The sequence below is a fragment of the Aquimarina atlantica genome (assembly GCF_000626715.1).
In the GTDB taxonomy this organism is placed as follows: Bacteria; Bacteroidota; Bacteroidia; order Flavobacteriales; family Flavobacteriaceae; genus Aquimarina; species Aquimarina atlantica.
Genome location: NZ_AQRA01000006.1, coordinates 489448 through 507037 on the forward strand (window position 1 = coordinate 489448; position 17590 = coordinate 507037).

19 protein-coding genes and 2 tRNA genes are annotated in these 17590 nt (G+C 32.3%); 17 read left to right on the forward strand and 4 right to left on the reverse strand.

Annotated elements, in window-relative coordinates:
• Positions 1–42: 42 nt before the first annotated feature.
• The 3 genes from ATO12_RS15845 to ATO12_RS15855 form a co-directional block, all read right to left on the reverse strand.
• Entirely contained in the window at positions 43–615 is a 573-nt protein-coding gene (locus ATO12_RS15845; protein ID WP_034243443.1) for a Crp/Fnr family transcriptional regulator, read from the reverse strand.
• A 204-nt stretch (positions 616–819) separates the two neighbouring features.
• Positions 820–894, reverse strand: a tRNA-Pro gene (locus tag ATO12_RS15850).
• Between the two features lie 161 nt (positions 895–1055).
• Entirely contained in the window at positions 1056–1412 is a 357-nt protein-coding gene (locus ATO12_RS15855) for a hypothetical protein (protein WP_025666341.1), read from the reverse strand.
• Between the two features lie 413 nt (positions 1413–1825).
• Here ATO12_RS15855 and ATO12_RS15860 point away from each other — a divergent pair, with 413 nt between their 5' ends.
• The 5 genes from ATO12_RS15860 to ATO12_RS15875 all read left to right on the forward strand — a co-directional run bounded on the left by ATO12_RS15860 (position 1826) and on the right by ATO12_RS15875 (position 5070).
• Positions 1826–3127 carry a cytochrome ubiquinol oxidase subunit I gene (locus ATO12_RS15860; RefSeq protein WP_034243446.1) on the forward strand — a complete coding sequence of 434 codons (1302 nt, stop codon included), beginning with the start codon at positions 1826–1828 and terminating at the stop codon, positions 3125–3127.
• 2 nt (positions 3128–3129) lie between these two features.
• Positions 3130–4152: a cytochrome d ubiquinol oxidase subunit II gene (locus ATO12_RS15865; protein ID WP_034243449.1), complete on the forward strand. Its 1023-nt coding sequence runs from the start codon at positions 3130–3132 to the stop codon at positions 4150–4152.
• Positions 4153–4414: 262 nt separating this feature from the next.
• Complete coding sequence (locus ATO12_RS26145) at positions 4415–4561, forward strand: hypothetical protein (protein WP_159025531.1); 147 nt, start codon at positions 4415–4417, stop codon at positions 4559–4561.
• A gap of 63 nt (positions 4562–4624) precedes the next feature.
• A complete protein-coding gene (locus tag ATO12_RS26150; protein ID WP_165583399.1) occupies positions 4625–4798 on the forward strand; it encodes a hypothetical protein in 174 nt (57 codons plus the stop codon).
• 197 nt (positions 4799–4995) lie between these two features.
• Positions 4996–5070, forward strand: a tRNA-Pro gene (locus ATO12_RS15875).
• Positions 5071–5110: 40 nt separating this feature from the next.
• Here the strand turns inward: ATO12_RS15875 and ATO12_RS15880 are convergent.
• Positions 5111–7204, reverse strand: coding sequence for a thioredoxin domain-containing protein (locus tag ATO12_RS15880; RefSeq protein WP_051575875.1), 2094 nt, complete (start codon positions 7202–7204; stop codon positions 5111–5113).
• 227 nt (positions 7205–7431) lie between these two features.
• Between ATO12_RS15880 and ATO12_RS15885 the strand changes: the two genes are divergently transcribed.
• The 12 genes from ATO12_RS15885 to ATO12_RS15940 all read left to right on the forward strand — a co-directional run.
• A complete protein-coding gene (locus ATO12_RS15885) occupies positions 7432–10728 on the forward strand; it encodes a VCBS repeat-containing protein (RefSeq protein ID WP_034243454.1) in 3297 nt (1098 codons plus the stop codon).
• A gap of 195 nt (positions 10729–10923) precedes the next feature.
• Positions 10924–11484, forward strand: a complete 561-nt coding sequence (locus ATO12_RS15890; protein ID WP_034243457.1) for a GNAT family N-acetyltransferase — start codon at positions 10924–10926, stop codon at positions 11482–11484.
• A gap of 15 nt (positions 11485–11499) precedes the next feature.
• Positions 11500–12081, forward strand: a complete 582-nt coding sequence (locus tag ATO12_RS15895; protein ID WP_034243460.1) for a Crp/Fnr family transcriptional regulator — start codon at positions 11500–11502, stop codon at positions 12079–12081.
• Positions 12082–12160: 79 nt separating this feature from the next.
• The gene (locus ATO12_RS15900; protein WP_034243461.1) at positions 12161–12691 is read left to right on the forward strand and encodes an NADPH-dependent FMN reductase; all 531 of its coding nucleotides are present in this window, start codon (positions 12161–12163) and stop codon (positions 12689–12691) included.
• A 27-nt stretch (positions 12692–12718) separates the two neighbouring features.
• A complete protein-coding gene (locus ATO12_RS15905) occupies positions 12719–13132 on the forward strand; it encodes a nuclear transport factor 2 family protein (RefSeq protein WP_051575876.1) in 414 nt (137 codons plus the stop codon).
• 5 nt (positions 13133–13137) lie between these two features.
• Positions 13138–13872: a GNAT family N-acetyltransferase gene (locus ATO12_RS25015; RefSeq protein ID WP_051575877.1), complete on the forward strand. Its 735-nt coding sequence runs from the start codon at positions 13138–13140 to the stop codon at positions 13870–13872.
• Positions 13873–14076: 204 nt separating this feature from the next.
• Entirely contained in the window at positions 14077–14325 is a 249-nt protein-coding gene (locus tag ATO12_RS15915) for a GlsB/YeaQ/YmgE family stress response membrane protein (RefSeq protein WP_025666352.1), read from the forward strand.
• 357 nt (positions 14326–14682) lie between these two features.
• Complete coding sequence (locus ATO12_RS25020; protein ID WP_165583400.1) at positions 14683–15363, forward strand: nuclear transport factor 2 family protein; 681 nt, start codon at positions 14683–14685, stop codon at positions 15361–15363.
• 12 nt (positions 15364–15375) lie between these two features.
• Positions 15376–15747, forward strand: coding sequence for a hypothetical protein (locus ATO12_RS15925; protein ID WP_034243464.1), 372 nt, complete (start codon positions 15376–15378; stop codon positions 15745–15747).
• A gap of 1 nt (position 15748) precedes the next feature.
• Positions 15749–16264 carry an RNA polymerase sigma factor gene (locus tag ATO12_RS15930; RefSeq protein WP_034243467.1) on the forward strand — a complete coding sequence of 172 codons (516 nt, stop codon included), beginning with the start codon at positions 15749–15751 and terminating at the stop codon, positions 16262–16264.
• Entirely contained in the window at positions 16261–16608 is a 348-nt protein-coding gene (locus ATO12_RS15935) for a hypothetical protein (protein WP_034243470.1), read from the forward strand. The genes ATO12_RS15930 and ATO12_RS15935 overlap by 4 nt, the downstream gene beginning before the upstream one ends.
• 155 nt (positions 16609–16763) lie before the next feature.
• A partial coding sequence (locus ATO12_RS15940) for an IPT/TIG domain-containing protein (RefSeq protein ID WP_205625247.1) occupies positions 16764–17590 on the forward strand: 827 nt, incomplete at its 3' end.

Below are 17590 nucleotides of genomic sequence, written 5' to 3' on the forward strand. Positions count from 1 at the left end.
ATAGACAAATGTCTATAAATGTAATTTATGCAATCGAAGTTATTATTTTCGTATCCTACTCAAATGTCTAGGAGTGATCCCAATATAAGAAGCTATATATCTTAATGGTACATTTTTGATTATGTTAGGGTTATTTGAAGCAAATTTATGATATAACTGTTCTGCCGTTAGATTGACTAAATCCCAACTACGTTGTCTTTCTTCTTCTAATAGCTTTTCAAAAAGTATAGTGGTATATTTTTTTTGGGTGATGCTTTCATTAGCCGATTCCTCTATATCCTTACGATTTATACGAAGAAGCTCACAATCTGTGATACATTGTAAATTTTCGTTACTTACCGTTTGATTCATGAAATGAAAGTAAGATGTAAAAAAGCGGGGACCATTATTTAGATCTGTTGTTATTTCTTCTTGATCTTCATTTAGATGAAAGTTTCGTAAGTGCCCAGAAACTATAAAGTTGTGATATAAAGGGATATTTCCAGCAGCTTCCAGTATTGTTCCCTTCTTTAAAAATACCGGTTGAAATGTTTTTTCGATAAGTTTTTTGTCACGCTCTGGCAAAACAATAATATTATTAATGTAATCATAAAAAACTTGATAATAATGCTGCACAACCAAATAAGTTATTATTTATAGAATTTTGGATAAAAATAATGAATATTCTGTCAATAGTATTTTACAAACTATTCGGTTAACACTTTTCTTAGCTGCAAACTGTTAACCGATTAATATCATATAATATCAATTCTTATGATGGTCTAAAAACTACAAAACCTTGTTAATCTCATGATTAACAAGGTTTAATATTAATTTTAGTCGGGGTGGCAGGATTCGAACCTGCGACCTCCGCGTCCCAAACGCGGCGCGATAACCGGGCTACGCTACACCCCGAGGTGTATATTTCCCTTTTGAGGGTGCAAATATAGACAAATCATTTAAAATAAAACCAAATTATAGTATAAAGTAAAGAATTTTTTATTCCTTGTTTTAAAAATGAGAAAAAACCCTTCTTATACCTTGACATAAAAAGGGTTTTACATAGGTATGGGGTATTATGCGTGATAATATCGTTCTCTATAAATTTTCCCATCTTTCCACTCGGTAACAACAGTCTGTTCAGAAAGCATAGTACTACCATCTTTTAGCTTTAATTCCATTACAGCATCATAAAAAGAATGATTTCCATTAATGGCATAATTGTTAACATCATACCTAATAAATTCTGAAAGCTGATTATCTATAAAATCCTGCTCAAACTTAAGATTAAAGGCTTTTCCTTTTTTGGGAGCATCATTGGCTTCTTTTAATTCTACATCATCATGTAAGTAAGTGTCCATAGCTTCAATAAAAGCACCTTTTGACAATAATTCGTGAACGTGTTTAAGATTTTTTTCGATTGTATTTTCCATGTTTATTTTATTTTTTAGAGTTAACTATTTGTTTTGTATTTGATGGTGTAAAGATGCAACGATACTTGTTTTCTAAAAATGTAGTTTTTCCCTTACCTCTTGTCAATTTTTCCCGAGAAGAACATTTATGATGTTGTTGAGTCAAAAACGGTGATTATGTATCAAATTTCTTAGAAAAAAATAAGGTGTAAATGTATTAGTGTCGGGATGTTTTTATAAGCATGATTTTTTTTAGTTTTTATAAAAAAATAAAGCCCTTGTTTAATGATTAAACCAGAGCTAGATCGTATCTTTATGGGCCAAAAGAAGCTTCTGGGAAAATAGTCTTTTTTTCATGTTTGTAACCTGTGTTACTAACTATTATTATGCTGAAAATTATCTTTGTAAAACTGAAGGTTTAAAAAACAGATCTTATGGAAAATCTTGATGCGGCAAGACTCCAAATGGCATTTACTCTAATATTTCATATTGTTTTTGCTTGTATTGGTATGGTCATGCCCTTTTTTATGGTAGTATCTCACTATAAGTGGTTAAAAACACGTGATCAGGTATATTTAACTCTAACTAAATCATGGCAAAAAGGAGTAGCAATATTTTTTGTTACAGGTGCAGTTTCGGGTACCGCATTATCTTTTGAACTGGGATTACTTTGGCCCGAGTTTATGAAACATGCCGGACCGATTATCGGAATGCCTTTTTCGTTAGAAGGAGCAGCTTTTTTTGTAGAAGCAATAGCCTTAGGTTTTTATTTATACGGATGGGGTAAACTACCAGAGAGATTTCATTGGATAACCGGAATTATTATTGGTTTATCGGGGGTCGCATCAGGAATTTTGGTAGTTGCCGCTAACGGGTGGATGAATGCTCCAACAGGATTTGAATATATAGACGGGAAATTCTTAAATATAGATCCGGTTCAGGCCATGTTAAACCCTGCCTGGTTTACACAAGCTTTGCATATGACATTGGCAGCTTTTACAGCTACTGGTTTTGCTGTTGCTGGAGTTCATGCATACCAGGTATACCGAAAAAGAAAAGTAGAATTACATAAAAAAGCATTTAAGATAGCGATAACATTTGGAGCAATAGCAGCAATATTGCAGCCGATTAGTGGTGATATTTCTGCTAAAGATATTGCAGAACGACAACCTGTAAAACTTGCAGCTATGGAGGCGCACTATAATACCGAAAAAGGTGCTCCTTTATATATCGGTGGGATAGTAGATGCAGAAAAACAAGAAGTGAACTATAAAATAGCAATCCCGGGAATGTTATCATTTCTCGCTTTTTCTGATTTTGAAGCCGAAGTTAAAGGATTAAATGATTTTCCCGAGGATGAACGACCTAATGTACCTATGGTACATTATGCATTTCAGATCATGGTAGGAATCGGCACTCTTTTACTTTTTGCAGGAATTCTATATTTTATATCATTAAAAAAGAAAAAATGGTTTACTAGTCATAAGTATTGGCTACTATTTGTGTTATTGGCTCCAATGGGATTTATTGCATTAGAAGCAGGGTGGATCGTTACAGAAGTAGGAAGACAACCCTGGATAATTCATAACATTATGAAAACTAAAGATGCAGTAACTCCTATGCCCGGTATTGTGTTTAGCTTCTATACTTATGTTGTTGTATATCTTACCTTATCAATTGCTGTTACCTGGTTGATGCTTAGACAAATAAAAGTTTTAAATAATTCAAATCATTAAATATGCTATACGTTGTATTATTCTTTTTAATCTTTTCCCTGTATCTCTATGTGGTTTTGGGTGGAGCAGATTATGGAGCTGGGATTGTAGAGCTTTTTTCATCAGAAGAAAATCAGAAGATTACCAAGAAAACTATTTATCGTGTCATGGGACCCGTTTGGGAAGCTAACCATATTTGGATTATTATTTTGATTGTGATTCTGTGGATAGCATTTCCAGTGTATTATAATATCCTGGTAGTGAGTTTACATATCCCGCTTACTATAATATTATTAGGAGTTACCCTAAGAGGAGTAGCTTTTGTATTCAGACATTATGATGCTATTATTGATAACTCTCAGAAGTTATACGATAATATGTTTAAAATTTCTAGCTTGATAACCCCGATATTTTTAGGAATGGTATTCGGGGCATTGATTAGTGGCGAAATACGTATAGTAGATGATATTAGTTCTTTAACATTTTATGAAGCATTTGTACAACCTTGGTTTAATGTATTTAGCATATTGGTTGGGTTGTTTTTTGCAGCGCTTTGTGCATTTTTATCTTCAGTTTTACTAATAGGAGAATCAAAAGAAGGAAACGAAAACATCTATATTAGAAAATCTGCAATTGCTACAATTATTGTTTTTGTTGTAGGACTGTTAACCTTTGGATACGGATACATTGTCGAGAATGTATTTGTACAGGAATTTATGAAAAACCCTATTACAATAATTTCGGTTGCACTTTCTGCTTTTCTGTTATTTCCCTTATGGAAAACAATCAAAAAAGGAAATACGGTTTGGAGTAGGTTTTTTGCTGGATTACAGGTGTTTTTAATTTTGTCGGCGGTTTTAATTTCTCATTATCCAGATATAATAATTACCCAAACAGGAAGCGTTAGTTTAATAGAAAATATAGCACCAGATAGTGTTATTAATGTTTTAGGGATATCTCTTATCATTGGTGGGACAGTCATTTTGCCAGGATTATTTCATTTGTTAAAATCATTTAAAATGATCAAAATTCTAGAAAGAGATTAATACATAATATGTCACCCGACAATTTTTTTGAAAAGTACTTTATTTTAATTACTTCTTGTATTTCTATACCGTTTTTATCCTAAAAAAAAACATAGGTGTTTCCTGATGTAGTGGATTTAAAATGGGTTCATGAATTCTAACTTTTTTAGGAATTATTTTTTGGCGTCTCATAATTTGAGATCATCACATAGTAGTTTTACCAAAGTTTTCAATAGGAAGCAACTTTTAAAAAATAATGTTTAATTAAAATTCAATCAAAAAAATGAGAAATTTAACAGGTAAGGAATTAAGAGAAACTAACGGGGGAATAGATGGTTTAGCTGCAGCTTTGGCTGAGATAGCAAGACAAATGGAAGCAATTAAGAAATTAGGGACGTTAACAGGAACTACCGATGATATACATAACTAGTATAGTGTATACTTGGATCTAAAATTTTTGACTATGAAAGATTTACAAAAATTAGGAAAGCCTTTGAGTAAGACTCAACAAAAGGAAATAAAAGGAGGAGCAGCAAGAATTCCAATTGGTGATATTAATGATTGCATGTTTCCATTAGCACCGCCGCCACCAGGATGTAACTGGCATATTGATATGAAAGCATGTACGGCAAAACTGGTTTGTCTGGATCTCATTGAAATAAGATAATTTCACAAAGGCTATCAAAATAACTTGATAGCCTTTTTTAATTCGTTTTTGTCACAAACATCGCTTTAAAAAAAGTTTAAGAATGTAGTTGAATATGTTTGAAGGCAAGATGAAATGGTTATAAAAAGTTTTGCATTTTAGTTTATAATCGATCCCTAAAAATTAGAATAAAAAGTTATATTTGCACTCTTATTTTTCGGGATGTGGCGCAGTCCGGTTAGCGTACACGGCTGGGGGCCGTGTGGTCGCAGGTTCAAATCCTGTCATCCCGACATCACAAAAGAGGTTCTGATAAAGAATCTCTTTTTTATTTTATAATTGTTTGAGAGCTTGCTCTACTTCCTGTACAGGAAGTTTGCATGCTCCTTGTTGGCAGACATATATAAAAGTTGCATCTTCTATATACTTGTTTTTAAATACAGGCAGTGTGCTTTCTTGAGTACTTCCTACGACAATAGCGTTTGGGATATAATACGAATTAAAAGTGTCTGCTATAGCATCTGCTTTTTCTCCTACGATTACAATCTCATAAAAGGGATAAACAGTATAAAGCTGTAAAGCACTCCATTTAGAAAAATCTTTTGCGTTATCGGTTAAATAATCTGCCATAGAAGATAACATTTGCTTCGACTTTTCTGTAAGCTGGTTATCATAGTTTAGAATACCAAGCCTTTTTAGATTATGTCCCATAACAGCATTTGGCGATGGTATTACCCCATCATCAACTTTAATTAATGTAGAGATCAATTTACTTTCTTTGGTGTATTTATACATCTTAGTCACCGAATCTGTATAATGTGTTGTAGCGATAGTATGTAGAGCGTTTGCACGATCCAGGTATTTTGTTTTCAGGGTTACACTATATAAATTGATAGTGGCATCAATAAGTAAAGCATAATCTTCTATAAAACCTTCTTGCTGTTTATCACCTTTTTTAAAAGTATGAACCAGAAAATTGTTGTTGGTATTATTGGTGTTAATAACATCGTAAAGGGCTATAGCTTTGCTAAGGTATTCTTTATTCCCGAAAGCTTTGTATGCATCAATAAACCCATTAATCAATAGGGCATTCCATGAAGTAATTACTTTATCATCAATAGCAGGGGATACTCTTTTCTGTCTTTCGTTAAAGAGTAATTGTTGCCATTTGGCCTTTAGAGATACTAGTTTCTCTGGTAAGATATTATTTTGAGCACTAAACATACTATCATTAGAAGATTGTTGTATATTAAAAGAGGTTTCCTTTTCTGTGCTTTCAGAAGTTCCTAAATCATAATATGTAGAAAAAAGAGAAAACTCTTCTTTCAAAATATGTTGTAAGTCTTCTTTTGTCCATTGGTAATAACCACCTTCTTTCCCTTCGCTATCAGCATCTATTGCCGAGTGATACCCTCCATTTTGATCTTTCATTTCACGTTCTAAAAAAGCAATAGTTTCTTCTACTATGGTTTTATATTGTACTTTTTTATAGACCTTATAGGCTTTAGAATAGAGGCTAATTAGTTGCGCATTGGTGTAGAGCATTTTTTCAAAATGGGGAACTTTCCAATATGGATCGGTGCTGTATCTAAAAAAGCCTCCGCCAATATGATCATAAATGCCACCCGATGCGATGTTGTCTAAAGTATTTTCAACATGTCTTTTAACCGTATCGTTATGTGTTAGTTTAGCATAATCCATAAGAAAGTCCAAACTATGTGGTTTGATGAATTTTTGATTCCCAAGATCTCCTCCCCATTTAAGATCCCAATTTTTTTGCCAATTATTTACACTTAAATCAAGAGCATCTTTAGTTAAATGAGTATCATCATTTTTGGGTTCAATTACATTGGTAGCATGTATACCCGATGAAATTTTATCGGCATAATCTGTTAGTTTTTCAGGATCAGTTTGATATAAATCGCTGATTTTATTGAGTACTTCTTTCCATTGTTCATTGGTATGATAGGTACCACCATATACTGGTTTTCCATTCGGAAGAAGAATAACATTAAGAGGCCATCCACCACTACCTTGCATTAGTTGTACAGCAGTCATATAAACATGATCGAGATCAGGACGTTCTTCTCTATCTACTTTAATGTTTATAAAACGCTCATTCATTATCCGAGCGATATTTTCATCTGCAAATGTTTCTTTTTCCATGACATGACACCAATGGCAAGAAGAATATCCAATACTTACAATTAATAATTTATCGGTTTTTACAGCTTCTTCAAGAGCACTATCATTCCAGGGTTGCCAATCTACAGGATTATGTGCATGTTGTAATAAATAAGGGCTTGTTTCATTAATCAAACTATTGGTATATGCATGATCGCTTTTTGATGGAGTATCCTTACAACCAAAAACAACTAATAGTACAGTAAAAAAAGTAAACTTTATAATTCGTGAAGTATTTAACATTTCGTTACAAAAAGGTATATTTAAAGCAAAGTACAATAATTTGTATAATATCCCTAAATACGATGCTTAGAGGTTTGTCTATATTAAGAAATGCATAGAGTAAGGCTATCCTTTAATAAAGGTCGTTTGTCTATAAAAACATGCTGTTTAGAGGATAAGTTTACAATAAAAAGAAATGTTCCTTATTTTCAAATTTCCTCAAAAAAGGAAGGTCTAATTATTAGAATATGATGCAGAATACGATTTACCTCATAGTATTGATTTTGATTTTTTCTGGTTGTTCAAAAGATCAGAAAAAAAGTAATACTGTGGTAGAAAAAAAACAGAGTACAACGCTATTTGAAAAAGTTTCAGAAACTCATAGTACAATAGGTTTTAAGAATAAGATCGAAGAAACATTATATTTTAATTTTCTTAATTATTCATACATCTATAATGGCGGGGGAGTAGCTGTTGGTGATATCAATAATGATGGATTAGAAGATATATATTTTAGCTCTAATCAGGGCACTAATAAGCTCTACCTTAATAAAGGCGACTTTGTTTTTGACGATATCACAAAAAATGCAGGAGTAACTGATAAGGAAGATTGGTCTACCGGAGTTTCTATGATAGATATTAACGCCGATGGTTGGTTAGATATTTATGTGTGTAAATCGGGTGCATTGCAGCATAAAGAAAATAGAAAAAACAAACTTTATATCAACCAAAAGAATGGAACTTTTATAGAGCAGGCGGATCAATATGGTTTGGCTTCCAGTGCTTTTTCGACTCAGGCATATTATTTAGATTTTGATAAAGATGGAGATTTAGATATATACCTGTTAAATCATAGACCAGATTTTAACAACAATGTAACGATAGACCCTAGAATTCAGTTTAGCTATCACCCCGAAAGTAGTGATCAGTTATTTGAAAACAATAATGGAAAATTTACTGATATTACTCAAAAATCAGGATTGCTAAATAAAGCGTGGGGGCTTAGTGCATCTATTGGTGATTTTAATGAAGATGATTGGCCGGATATTTATGTAGCTAATGATTTTTTAGAATCTGATTTTCTTTACATCAATAATCACGATGGCACATTTACCAATACCATTCTTAGCACGTTTGATCATATCACGGCAAATAGTATGGGGTCTGATTTTGCCGATATTAATAATGATCTTAAACCGGATTTAGTGGTTTTAGATATGTTGTCTGATGATCATAAAAGAAGTAAAGAAAATATGGCAGCGATGAGCACCGAAAACTTTAACGAGTTGGTTAAGTCAGGGTATCATCACCAATATATGTCTAATGCATTACAGCTCAACCTGGGAAATGGGGTGTATAGCGAAATAGGGCAGCTGTCTGGGATTTCGAATACAGATTGGAGCTGGGCTCCTGTATTGGCAGATTTTAATAATGATGGTTTTAATGATCTTTTTGTGACTAATGGTATCCATCATGATTTGTCTAATCAGGATTTTAGAAACAAGATGAAGACTAATATTCGTAATCGAAAGAAAGTAACATTAGAAGAAGCAATTGGTATGATGCCTTCTACCAAATTGAGTAACAAAATGTTTCTTAATAATAAGGATTTAACGTTTTTACCTGTTACCAAAGAATGGGGACTACAAGAAAAAGTGAATTCTAACGGAGTGGCTTATGCTGATCTTGATAATGACGGAGATCTCGATCTCATCCTTAACAACCAGATGGAAACTGCCAGTATCTATAAAAATAATCAACAAAATAACTATATATCAATAACACTTTCTGGTAGTGATAAGAATCCTAATGGTATTGGTGCAAAAGTTAATATCTATACCAAAGACCAGCAACAATCAAAAATACACTATCCTGTTAGAGGATTTCAGTCTTCTGTAAGCCAAAGAATACATTTTGGATTAGGAGATATGACAATGATAGATAGTATACAGGTACAATGGCCGCAAGGAACATCTACTACACTTCAAAATATAAATGGCAATCAATTGCTCGAGATCAATCAAAAAGATACGGCGCTAGCTATGGTGAAGTCCAAAAAGCAACCTGCACATGTCCCGGCCGTTATTGATGCTTCTCAATTTGGAATTCAGTATAAGAATATAGAGCGCAATTTTGATGATTACAAACTTCAACTATTATTACCGCAAAAACAAAGTGAAAAAGGGAGAGCCCTTACTGTTGGCGATGTAAATAACGATGGAAAAGAGGATTTCTTTGCAGGAAATGCCAAGGGAGCTTCTGCTGGGATGTATATTCAGCAAGAAGATGGGACTTTTATAGCTTCTAGTATTTCTGTTTTTCAGAATGATAAAGAATTTGAAGACAATCAGGCATTATTTTTTGATATAGATAATGATGGCGATCAGGATTTATATGTAGCAAGCGGAAGTTATGAAGATCAGGAAAATAGTGACTGGCTTATGGATAGAGTATATACCAATGATGGAAAAGGTAATTTTGCCAGAGATACTACATTTCCTAAAATCAAATCGATATCTTCTGCCATTGCCGTATCTGATATTGATCAGGATGGTGATCTCGATATTTTTATTGGTGGGGGAGTAGTCCCCGGTAAATATCCTATGTCATCACCTTCATATGTACTAAAAAATGACGATGGGAATTTTGTGAAGGTAACCCATAAAATGATCAAAGGACAAGAACAGCTAAATATGGTAAATGGTGCTGTTTTTTCTGATTATGATAAGGATGGAGACGAAGATCTTTTGGTAATAGGAGAGTGGATGCCAATTACCATTTTTGATAATAATAAAGGAGTATTGATTAAAAGAGATATAGACGCATTACAGCATACTTCTGGATGGTATTTTACAATACAACCTACAGATATTGATAGTGATGGAGATATAGATTATTTGATAGGAAATATGGGGCAGAATACTAAGTTTCATCCTACAAAAGATAAACCACTACACATTTATACCAAAGATTTTGATCAAAATCAAAGCTTAGATATTATATTAAGTAAAGAATCTAAAACAGGATTGCTATTACCTGTGAGAGGAAAACAGTGCTCCTCTGAGCAATTACCTATGCTAAAGAATAAGTTTAAAACCTACGGAGAGTTTGCAAACGCATCACTATCTGATATTTATGGGGATCAGGACTTGAAAGAAGCAACTCATTATATGGCTAAGGAGTTTAATACTGTTATCCTGGTTAATGATGGAAAAGGTGATTTTAGCATAACATCATTGCCCGTACAAGCTCAGTTTGGCCCAACTACAGATTTTGTTATCGAAGATTTTAATAAGGATGGAGTAAATGATATTTTTGGAGTAGGTTCTTTATATGAAGCCGAAGTAGAAACAATACGTTATGATGCTAATAAAGGGTATTTACTATATAAAAACCAGGGAAACACGCTAAGTTTTTCTGCAACATTGCCAGCATTGCATGGACTACAAATAAAAGCTGCAGAACGTATCATGATTGGTGACAAAAAATACATCCTTATGCAATGTAAAAATACAGGATTAAAATTAGTCCCTATAGATTTTTAGGCCCTGACATTATATCAAATACTTATCATATCTGCAAAATTTGATAGATTGATTTAGCATGCAAATCTAGATTCATTTTACTTCAAAAACATAAAAGATTACCTACCTTAGTTATTTAGATAAAAGATATGCTTATCAAAGTAAGTATATCATAAATAATGATGTTGTATTCTTCAGTAAAATAGCATAGGAACGATGAAAACACGTTTAGGAGCAGTAACCGATATCAAAGGAATTCTTTCCCTTCAGGAAAAGAATCTGTTTAGTAATTTAAGCGAAAAAGAACGCAAAACAGGTTTTGTAACCACCCCATTTACTACTAATCAAATTGAAGAAATCATAAAACAAAACGGAATTTTTATTGCAGAAAATGATGATAATGTGATTGTAGCATATGCTTTTGCAGGAAATTGGAAATATTTTGAGCAATGGGAGATTTTTAATGTGATGGTATCTCGTTTCCCAGAATTATCATTTGATGGGCATCAAATTTCAACAGAAAACAGCTTTCAATATGGGCCGGTTTGTATTGATAAAGAGTACCGCGGTAAAGGATTGCTAAATTTGATTTTTGAAGAAATGAGAGTCGAATTTGTGAAAAAATATCCGATTAGTATAACATTTATAAATAAAGTAAATGTTATTTCTGAAAAAGCGCACACTAAGAAATTAGGCTGGAAAATAATAGACGAATTCGAGTTTAATAACAATACTTATATTGGACTCGCTTTTGATATGAAAAAATCAGTGTTGTAAACCTATAATACAAGCATGGAGCCAATTGATACATTAATACAACATTTTAGAGAGCGTATTACCCTTACAGATCACGATGCCCGTTATGTTAGTGAATGTTTTCATGTGGTAACTTTAAAAAAGAAAGAAATTCTGTTACATACAGGAGAGGTCTCTTCGCATATGAGATATATCGCAGAAGGGTGCCTTAGAAGTTATTATATGGATGAAGAAGCACGAGAACATATCATTCAATTCGGGATAGAAGGTTGGTGGGTTAATGACTTGTATAGTTATCTAACCAGAACTCCAGCCAAGCAGTTTATTCAGGCATTAGAACACAGTATAGTACTTCAAATTCATAGAGATACATTACATCAGTTATATGATCGGGTACCTGCAATAGAACGTTTTTTTAGGTTTAAGTTTGAAAAAGCATACGTTGCTTTACAAGATCGTACACTCAACACGTTAAGTAAAACGGCAGAAGAACGATATTTTGAGTTTCGTTCAAAATATAGAGATATCGAACAGCGTGTGCCGCAATATATGATCGCTTCATATTTAGGAATGACCCCAGAGTTTTTAAGTGCACTAAGAAAAAAAACTACAACATAAGCGTTTCTTAAGATACCTTAAGATTTTTGATATCAAATAGCAGTTAGTTTGTACCATAATAATTTTAAAAGTGGTACAAATGAAAAAAATCCTTGCCTTTTCGGGAAGTAATAATCCTAAGTCGATTAATCAACAATTATTGCTTGCCGCTATCAAAAAAATTGATGAATGTAATGATGTACATCTTATACAATTATCAGAATATAAAGCTCCCCTATATAGTCCTGTTATTGAAGAGAAGGGCATTCCGAAATCAATAAAAGAACTTTTTCAGCTTTTTACAGAAGCAGATGGATTTATAATTGCTTCGCCAGAGCACAATGGACTTCCTTCGTCCTTTTTTAAAAACATAATAGACTGGCTTTCGAGAATAGATCAACGATTTTTTGGAGATAAACCCGTAGTCTTAATGAGCACTTCTCCCGGAGCAACAGGGGGAGCATCGCATCTTCAGATTTTAGAAAAACTATTCCCTAGGTGGGGCGGAAACATATGTGGCATGTATTCTCTGGGAGATTTTAATACTAAGTTTGATATAAGCAATTCGTCTATCCTGGATCCATCAGAGAATGCAAAACTAGATAAAGCGATGACTACATTAACACAATAAATATTCACTCTTTAAAAACAAAAAAACATGAAAAATTCAGAAAACAGTAGTGCAATAGTACGCGATTATTTTAATGCCTTTCAAAATGGTAATATGGATAAAGTATTAGATTTGTTTCACAGAAATTGCCTGATCGTAAGCGTACGTGACGAAGAACGAAAAAAAGACCAACTTCATGGTACATACAGAACCAGAGAAGAAGCAAAGCAGTTTATTGCTAACATAGTTAATTCTTTTACAACCAAAGAATTTAGTGTAGAAAGGATAATCGCCGAAGGAAATGTCGTTTTTGCAAATGGAAAATTTTCGCACGAAGTAAAAACAACCGGTAAATTATTCATAAGCGATTGGGCTCAGGTAAGTATAATTGAAGATGGAAAAATTAAAGAATATAGATTTTATGAAGACTCGGCAGCTTTTGTAAAAACCTCACAAAACTAAATCTTATGAATAAGATCATAATAAATCACCTTTTCGAGTTTTGGGAACATATAGGAACACAAGCAGGTTTTTTAAATAGAAGAGAAGGGTATATGTATACCAAACCCCCAAAAAGCTCCTGGCCCAATAAAGTTTTTGCAATAGATCCAGAGATCGTAAACCTAGAGCAACTTCATGAACAAATGAAGAATGGAGTTTTACCAAAATCACTAGGAGTAGCCGAAAACGAAAATATAGAACAACGATTACTACAGCACAACTTTGTACAGCAATCAACAGTAAAAGCAATGTTTTTAGAGACTTCTAAAACTACCGCACCCACAGATGATTTTTCTACGATAGTACTTGTTGATAATAATGAGAAGGCGATAATGTTTGCAAGAGTTTCATCAAAATCATTTGGATATCAAATACTCCCCAAGACTATAATTTCATTAGTCAAACACCAAAAAAATATACATCTTTTTTTAGGTAAACATGATGGTGAATATGTAAGTTGCGGAATTATATTTCATGATAAAAATGGATATTCTGGGATACATATGATAGGAACATTACCAGAATATAGAGGAATGGGGCTAGGTAAGATCATGACCAATAAACTATTGTTTGAGGCTTACCAAAATCAAAGTGATATCGTTCTTTTAGTAGCGTCTACATCTGGTGAGCGAATTTATTCTAAAATAGGATTTGTAACCGATGGAACACTAAAAAGCTACGCAGCTAAGACATCTGCATAATTATACTTTGTAATGTTGTCAATAGTTTTTTATTCTTAAATCATTGATAATCTTTGATGTAAAAGGTAATGAGATGACACGTAGAACAAAGTGTATTAATACGAAAAGTCGACCATATGATAGAGTCGAAATGTTAACCACATCTTAATAAGTTCGTATTTTTTTAATATATTAACACTTTATTAATAATTTAAAACTAACAATATGGAAATAATTGTAACCATTATTATTGGAGCAGTAGCAGGTTGGCTTGGAGGTACCATTTACAAAGGTGGTGGCTTAGGTCTAATCGGAAATATTATAGTTGGAATCGTCGGGAGTTATGTAGGATACTGGCTTTTGGGGAAATTAGGAATTCATCTGGGCACCGGCTGGATAGGTGCAATACTTACTGGGGCTATCGGAGCAATAATTATTCTATTCTTGCTTAATCTAATATTTAAAAAACGGTAATCAATATACCTACTTTGATCATATAGGTGTGTCATCGATATGAGAAAAGATAAGTTTTGATACTTATAATCATACAAAAAGCTACCAATATATTGGTAGCTTTTTGCTTTTAGATCAATAAAAAGGTTTGATGGTTTCGATGATTAAAATAAAATTACAGTTTTTGTAACCTTTTCTTTTTTTCATTCATCTTAATAAAAAGAATATAAAAACGTAATGATGAATTTAAAAAGATTAAAAACACTTAGTAGAACAACCATTTGTATAATGCAATTATCTTGTTTTTTAAGTTTAGCCCAAACGAATACTGATCACTTAAAAACTATAAATACTAGTCTATTTGATGAAATTTTAAAAATGGACTCTTTGCTTTTTTCTGCTTATAACAATGTAGAAGTCGATAAGTATAAAGCTTTGATAAGTGAAGATATAGAGTTTTTTCATGATAAAAATGGATTGATTAATTCAAAAGAAAGAATCATAGAAAGCTTAAAAAAAATAGCGAAAGCAAAAAAGAATACGTCTTATACTATAACAAGGAAACTAGTAAAAAATACTTTAGAAGTCCACGAGATTCCTGGGTTTGGTGTTTTGGAAACAGGATTACATCAATTTATTGAAACAAGCGAAGGCGGCAAAAGATCAATCACGCAGGCAAAATTTATTCACCTTTGGAAAAAACAGAACAGAAATTGGGTTATTACTAAAGTTTTTAGTTACAATCATCAACCTGTAAAGAAAAAAGTAAATCCAGATAAGAAGGCCATTTCCTTAACACATAAACAAATGGATACATATACAGGAGATTATCAATTTGCACCTAAATTTGTACTTACCATAATACGTGAAGGACACAAATTGTTTGGCTTGGCTCAAGGCGATAAAATCGAAATCATACCATATGCTATTCACAAGTTTTTAATTGCAAGAGATAATTCAAAACTCGAATTTCTTATCGATGATAATGATAGTGTAATAGGTGTTGAGATGCAAACAAAAAAAGGAACAATGAAAGCAAAAAAAATTACTAACAAATAATATTTTAAAATCATGATCTCATTAATTATAGCATGTATTATCTCGGTAACAGCTATTGCGGCATTATTTTTTGCCTGGTATTTTTACTTACAAGCGAGAAATAAAGAACGAATGGAGTTAATTGACCGTGGAGAAAAATTAGAAGATATTTTTCGTTTGCAGCAAAAAAATAGGTTTAAATTTATATTTCCCTGGTTAAAGGTTTCTGTTGTAATTCTTGGTATGAGTATATCTTTTTTACTCATCGGACTTTACTTTGTTATCCTGGAGAATGAACCTGATAAAGCAAAGGGGTTTTATATAACCTTCATTATTGGTATCTGTTTGGGTATATCGTGTATGATTAATCATTTTATAAAAAAAAGAAATACCAACAAACAATAAAGTGGATGATTTTTATATTGATAAAATCCTTAGCGGAGATAAACAAGCTTTCAGGTATTTCGTAAGAAAATACAAGGATATTGCTTATAACCTTGCCATCTCAATTGTAAAAAATACATATAATGCAGAAGATGTAGTTCAAGAGTCTTTTATTAAAGCATTTAAGAACTTACGTTATTTTAAGAAAAACGCCCAATTTTCATCATGGTTTTATAGAATTGTAGTAAATGAGGCTTTTATGTATTTAAGAAAAAATAAAATTGATTTTGCCAAAATCGATGATAGGATAACCGAATTAGCTATAGAAGAAACTAAAGAAAACCAACAATGGGAATTAACACAAAAATCTATACTTCGTTTACACCCGAACGAAGCTCTGGTTTTAAATTTATTTTATTTGGAAGAAAAGAAAATAAAAGAGATTTCGAACATTACAGGTTGGTCAATATCAAACGTTAAAGTAATATTACATCGTGCAAGAAAAAACATACGAAAACTGTTAAATAAAAGTTTATGAAAGACAAAATTGATGAAGATTTTAACAGGATAAAGGAATTTCTTGAAGAAGGGAAATTTAATTTAGATAACCCTGATTTTGAAGAAATTGTAATGTCAAAAATTGCTCTGGAAAAGAACTATAAAACTAGAGTAAGAAGCTATATAAAATGGTCAATTGGTTGTTTTATAGGAGGTTTGTTATTGTGTATTGCACTTGTTTTATGGCTTCTTTTTAAAAACGATTCAATTCATATTTCTTATGAAGTTACAAGTATACTATGCTTATTCTCTTTAGGAGTAATTGGAGTGTTATTTATCGATAATTTCCTGAAGCTCTTGAACAATTATAAAACACTAAATTAAAATTAATCGATTGGTTCTTGTACCGTTACAAAGGTAAAATACCTACTCATACGATGAATAGGTAAACATAATTTAGAAAAATTGAAGATTATAAGGTAACATTTTGTTTTGCTGTGACACCATATATTAAAGGATGTAACATAGTAAAAGAACTTATGAGAAAAATTTTGATAGTATTGATTTTATTAAATTTAGTGATTTCTTGTTCAGAAGATGAATCTACAAACGTGCCGCAAACTGCCGAATTTCCAACAGATATTACTTTGCCTGCTCAAGAAATAAAAGCAGGAGAAATATTAACCATTAAAGGTAGTGGGTTCTTAACAAATGAAACCTATACAGTTACTTTTTCCGGCAATGTTACGGGTACTATAAAAGAAATTAATTCAAACTTTCTGAAAGTAGAAATTCCTGAAAATGCACAAACAGGAAGTATTTCATTAACGTTTAATGGTCAAACTGAAATCATTGGAAACATAACTATAACTACTCCTTTTGTTTCTAGGTTGTTTGCTTATAAAGATGGGGTTACCCCTCATCAAATAGTAGAAATAGACAAAACAACCGGAAATGTAATCAGTGTGATTGCTGATATTGATCATCAAAACTACCTTTCTGATTTTAATTTTGATGCATCTACCAACGAAATTATCTGTGATTATTCTGATAATGGTAGTACCTACATTTACAAAATAAACGTAGATAATGGGCAAACAACATCTATTCAAAGTAATCCGGCAACAGGAAGATACGAAAACTGGATCATGAGTGCAGACAATAGATTATTTACCTATAAAGATGGAGTTGCCCCTCATCAAATAGTAGAAATAGACAAAACAAATGGAAATGTAATCAATGTGATTGCTGATATTGATCACCAAAACTACCTTTCTGATTTTAATTTTGATGCATCTACCAACGAAATTGTCTGTGATTATTCTGATAGTGGTAATACTTATATTTATAAAATAAACGTAGATAA